The organism is Nostoc sp., assembly GCF_036919555.1.
Taxonomy (GTDB): Bacteria; Cyanobacteriota; Cyanobacteriia; order Cyanobacteriales; family Nostocaceae; genus Nostoc.
The window spans coordinates 1-4,796 of record NZ_JBALCS010000090.1 but is presented as its reverse complement, the minus strand read 5'-3'; the positions used below and the strand labels follow the sequence as shown (position 1 = coordinate 4,796).

At 43.0% G+C, this 4,796-nt stretch carries 3 protein-coding genes and 1 pseudogene; 1 reads left to right on the top strand and 3 read right to left on the bottom strand.

The annotated features are described in order from the left end of the window. Positions 1–153 precede the first annotated feature (153 nt). The gene (locus tag V7K36_RS24900; RefSeq protein WP_335120274.1) at positions 154–2,841 is read left to right on the top strand and encodes a two-partner secretion domain-containing protein; all 2,688 of its coding nucleotides are present in this window, start codon (positions 154–156) and stop codon (positions 2,839–2,841) included. 15 nt (positions 2,842–2,856) lie between these two features. Here the strand turns inward: V7K36_RS24900 and V7K36_RS34295 are convergent. The 3 genes and pseudogenes from V7K36_RS34295 to V7K36_RS24890 all read right to left on the bottom strand — a co-directional run. Beyond that, positions 2,857–3,051 (bottom strand): annotated as a pseudogene (locus V7K36_RS34295) (helix-turn-helix domain-containing protein); the annotation flags it as partial. Positions 3,052–3,326: 275 nt separating this feature from the next. Beyond that, complete coding sequence (locus V7K36_RS24895) at positions 3,327–3,515, bottom strand: hypothetical protein (RefSeq protein WP_335120272.1); 189 nt, start codon at positions 3,513–3,515, stop codon at positions 3,327–3,329. Between the two features lie 143 nt (positions 3,516–3,658). Then, on the bottom strand, positions 3,659–4,796 hold a 1,138-nt coding region (locus V7K36_RS24890), incomplete at its 5' end, for a cellulase family glycosylhydrolase (RefSeq protein WP_335120270.1).

The window sequence follows — 4,796 nt, the reverse complement described above, 5'->3', positions numbered from 1 at the left end:
GTTATTGCCGGAAACATCAGAGACGTTTATCTACCTTGCCATGATCCGGATCATGGTGAGGCGATTAGCATAAAATTTGACCCCTCAAAACTTTTCAAACACCCTCTTAGCAGAATAAAATTAGGCCAAAGGATTAAAGTGATTACCAAAGCGATGACACAGCCTAAAATACCCATCACTACAATTACTATACAAACTAACCTTGATTCAACAATTGCTGTTTCTGTGGGGATGGGAATTGCGATCGCAGCTTTTTGGGCAAATTGCGCTTTTGCTCAAATTACCCCCGATACCACTCTACCGAATAATTCCACCATCAAACTAGAAGGGAACACCAGAATTATTGAAGGCGGAACCAAAGTGGGTGGCAATCTGTTCCACAGTTTTAGCGAGTTTTCTATTCCTACTGGTGGCACTGCTTTTTTTAACAATGCTCTTGATATTCATAACATTATCAGCCGAGTAACAGGTGGAGCAGTGTCTAATATTGATGGGTTAATCCAAACTAACGGCACCGCTAACCTGTTTCTACTTAATCCCAATGGAATTATTTTTGGACGTAATGCCAGTTTAAGTGTCGGTTCTTTGTTGGCAACAACGGTCGATGCGATCGTGTTTCCTAATGGTGCTCAATTTAGTGCAACTAATCCCGGTGAACCGAGTAGCTTACTGACGATAGTAGGCGATCCGAGTGGTTTCCTGGCTTCTGAGCGGCAACCTGGGAGCATTCAAACCTTCGGTAGTTTCCTCACAGTTCAGGGAAGGCAGAGTTTGGTCTTACTCGGCGGAAATCTCAGCTTCGATTCTGAAGGCAGTAGTCCAGACGGTACATCAAGCGTTTTAGGTACCGCTGACATTCTGGAAGGGCAAGTTGAACTGGGGAGTATCGCTGGGGCTGGCATTGTCCAACTCTCCAGAATGCCAACACCGGATGGTAACCTTCTGAGCCTAAGTTTTCCAGATCAGTTGGCACGGGGAGATGTATCATTCAGGCACGGAAGTACAATCAATGTTCTTGCTGAAAGTGGTGGCAATATCTCAATTTATGCACGAGATATCCGCATTTTGGAAGGCAGCCAACTTTTAGCTGGGATTGGGGGAGGGTTAAACGGAACGCAGGCAGGAGATATTAGGTTAAATGCAACGGGTGCAATTACCTTGAGCGGTCAATCCAGTCATGGAGAAAGGAGTCGCCTTTTTAACACGGTGAGTAGTAAGGATTCTGTTGGCAATGCCGGAAACATTCTGATTACAGCCAGATCGCTCTCGGTCACCGATAGCGGCGAAATCAACACCAGCACCTTTGGGCAAGGCAATGCAGGCAATATCGCGATCGCCGCTCCAACGGTTTTCCTGGATACAGGGTTTCAGGGGGGTGGGATTTTCAGTAATGCGAACCCGGCTCCAGCTGTTAGTGGAGAAGGCGGGAGTATCTTTATTAAGACGAATACCCTTTCTCTCACGAACGGATCAACGCTAAATGTAGCTACCACTGGACAAGGAAATGCAGGCAATATTTTCATTGATACGCGATCGCTCTCGGTTACCGGAGGTGCTAAAATTGCTGCCAACACCACTAATGGATTGAATGCCGGGAATGTAGTGATCAATGCCAGGGATACGGTTAAGGTGGATGGGTTTGGAGTGGATCAAAATGGGCAAGTGATGCTTCCAAAAAATGGAGAACCTGCACTCAGTCAAATCATTAGTGGTGTAGACAGTGGCAGTGGGCAAGGGGGAGATATTCGCATCACCACCGGATCTCTATTCGTTACCAATGGTGGACAACTCACCGCCAACACCTTTGGGCAAGGGAATGCTGGAAACATTATTGTCAATGCCCGTGACTTTATTTCTCTCAGTGGAAGACTCGACCAAGGCTCCTTCCATGAGCCAAGCGGACTGCTTGCTAGAACTACAAATAGCGGGCAGGGTGGAAGCATTATCCTCCAACCCCAGGCTGTTAATCAAGTATTGTCTGTGTTTGTTCACGATGGAGCCACGATCTCCGTCAACAGCCAGGGCAGTACCAGTAGTATAGGAGAGGGCAATGCAGGCGACATACGAGTTACAGCCCGTTCTATTCGTCTTGATAACAAAGGCAGTATTCAAGCTATAACTATATCAGGCAATGGTGGAGATATTACGTTGAACGTGCAAGACCTGTTAACCTTGCGTCGTACCAGCCAAATCTCCACTACTGCTGGTACTGACCAAAAAGAAGGAAATGGCGGTAACATCAGCATCAATACCCCCTTCATTGTCGCCGTCCCCAACGAAAACAGCGATATCAGCGCTAACGCCTTCACAGGGATTGGTGGTAGAGTTGACATTACAACAGACGGGCTTTTCGGTATTGTGCCGCAAAAAAGTCCAACCGGAAAGAGCGACATTACAGCGAGTTCCCAATTGGGAGTGAGTGGGGAGGTAACTATCAAAACTCTGGATACTGACCCTAGTCACGGTTTAATTCAACTACCCTCTAACCTCGTGGATGTATCCCAACAAATCACCCAAGGTTGCACACCCAGAAGAGGAAAAAACGCCAGTTATTTTATCGCTACAGGACGCGGTGGATTACCCCAAAGCCCCAACGAGCCTCTGCGGGGACGAGCAGTGATTACAGGTTGGGTAGATTTGCCTCCACAAGCAACAGAGAGAGTAAGAGATAAATTAGCTGTGGAAATTCCAGATAAAAAACCTATTGTATCTATTACCAAATCTACTAATCAGATTGTGGAGGCTCAAGGATGGATTGTCGATGCTAACGGTGATATTATCCTTGTGGCTCAATCTGGGCAAAGTTCTTCTATTCCCTCTGCCATTTCCTGTAATCAATGATTCGTTACCCCAATCTCAATGTTGGTAAAGTCCTGGTGGCTCCTCCAATCGGTGTTTCAACCGTTCCAAATTTTCTCCACTAACTATAGACTCTTTACTAGGTGGATGTTTCACACATAGCAATCCACTTCTCCCCTCATCTTTATACTTTCTTAACCAACGAGTTATGGTTGCTTCATCCCGTCCTAAACGTTTTGCGATCGCACTCCGACTTGTGACTTGACTACTTTTGAGTCAGTAGAGCATTTGTAATCGCTCTTTGCTGCTTGCCTGCGTCGCATATTTAACGGCTTTTTCCAATTCTTCAAGGCTTTCTTTAATCTCGACTTGCAATCTTAAACCCATCACATTTAAACCAAACGCACCCTTGTTCTTAATTTAGCGCAGCTTCATACAGAAATGGTATAAGAATTGAACAGTCGTCATGAGAGGATGTTTATAAAGCCTGGGTACTTCTGTAGAACTATCTACACCTAATTAGATATTTATGGAGTTTTGCAAAAACTGGGGTCAAATTTGTAGGGCAGCAGAAGTGGATTTGCCAGAATCAGGGTAAACGCTTCAGTAATCCCAGCGTGATCTTCTGAAAGGGAATCTCGCGCTTCAATTTCTGCCGCACTTGCACCCAAAGTTTTTATAAATGGGAATGCTTCGTCCCGCACAATCCGCAACATTTCCTCAGAGTTGGTGAGGTTTTTAAAATAAGATCAGCGACAACGCTGCTGATCCAATCCACAGAGGAACGGGTACTAAATGTCAACCACGCACTTTTTTATTCTCAATACTGCTTAATTCTTAACCGAGAAGCATTGAGACTTTACCGCGATCTTTTAGCAATCACTTTTAAACCATAAATCGGATTGTTTACTAAATCATTTCCATAGGGTGTTAGGTTATCAAAATTGCCATTTAATGTCATTTGACGATTCGTACAATTATCTTTATACCAACACCAAGCCATCCAACCAATTTGTTTCTGTTGGAGAATTGGTAATAAAGTTTGATAGGCAAAAGTTATGAGAGGTGGGTGATTTTCTGTAGTCCCATCTAGATCGTAATAACAATATTCAGTTGCACCATTAATATCTTCATCTTGCTTATTAGCAATTTCACCAAAAACGAGGGGGAGATTAGCATTAATTATGGTGTCAATATATGGTATCCCATCATAGTCAGACCAATAGGCATGACCACTAAATAAGAGATTATGATCGGGATCATGAGCAATTAATTCTTGTCCAATCAAGGGAAAAACTTCGATTGATGTACCACAATCTGGTGCGTCAATCATAATTGGTAGGTGTAAGTATTGGCGAATACTGCTAATCGCACTTTTATAAGCATTCTTGAAACTATTTAAAGCAGCTTGTTGATTATCTGTCCACCGATAAAATCCCAATTCACTGGCTAGATTAATAATTAGATAGGATTCATGTTTTTTAAGTACCTTCAGCACATCATTCTGCGTCCACCAAGGAATTAACTGGGTATTTAACAACTGTGGATCGCTATTACAGGTCAAATCAGATAACATGACTATGGGAATAATTCGACTTTGACGACAGCGAGTGAGAACATTATCCAAGTCAGAAATCGAATAACTAGGACGATTAGGTTGACCATAATCTTTGTACCATTGAATTCTGACCGCATTAGCTCCCGTTTTTTCTAGTTCTGCTAACTTATCGCTTTGAGGAAAATTCCAGTCATCCAAAATGGGTAAATTTATTCCATTAAGAATTACGTTTTCACCAAATCTATTATAAAGATATCGACCTTCAGTATAGAAGGTAGGTTTTTTATTTTGAGCCTTTACTAGTGATGGTAATGTAGTAGATAATAAACCGGTAACACAAACAATTCCTGTGTTAATTATCAACTGGCGACGTTTCATAAAAATCCCAAATAATTTAATAATGCTTGTTGATTTATCGTTGGTTATGGGCGAGTTTTTA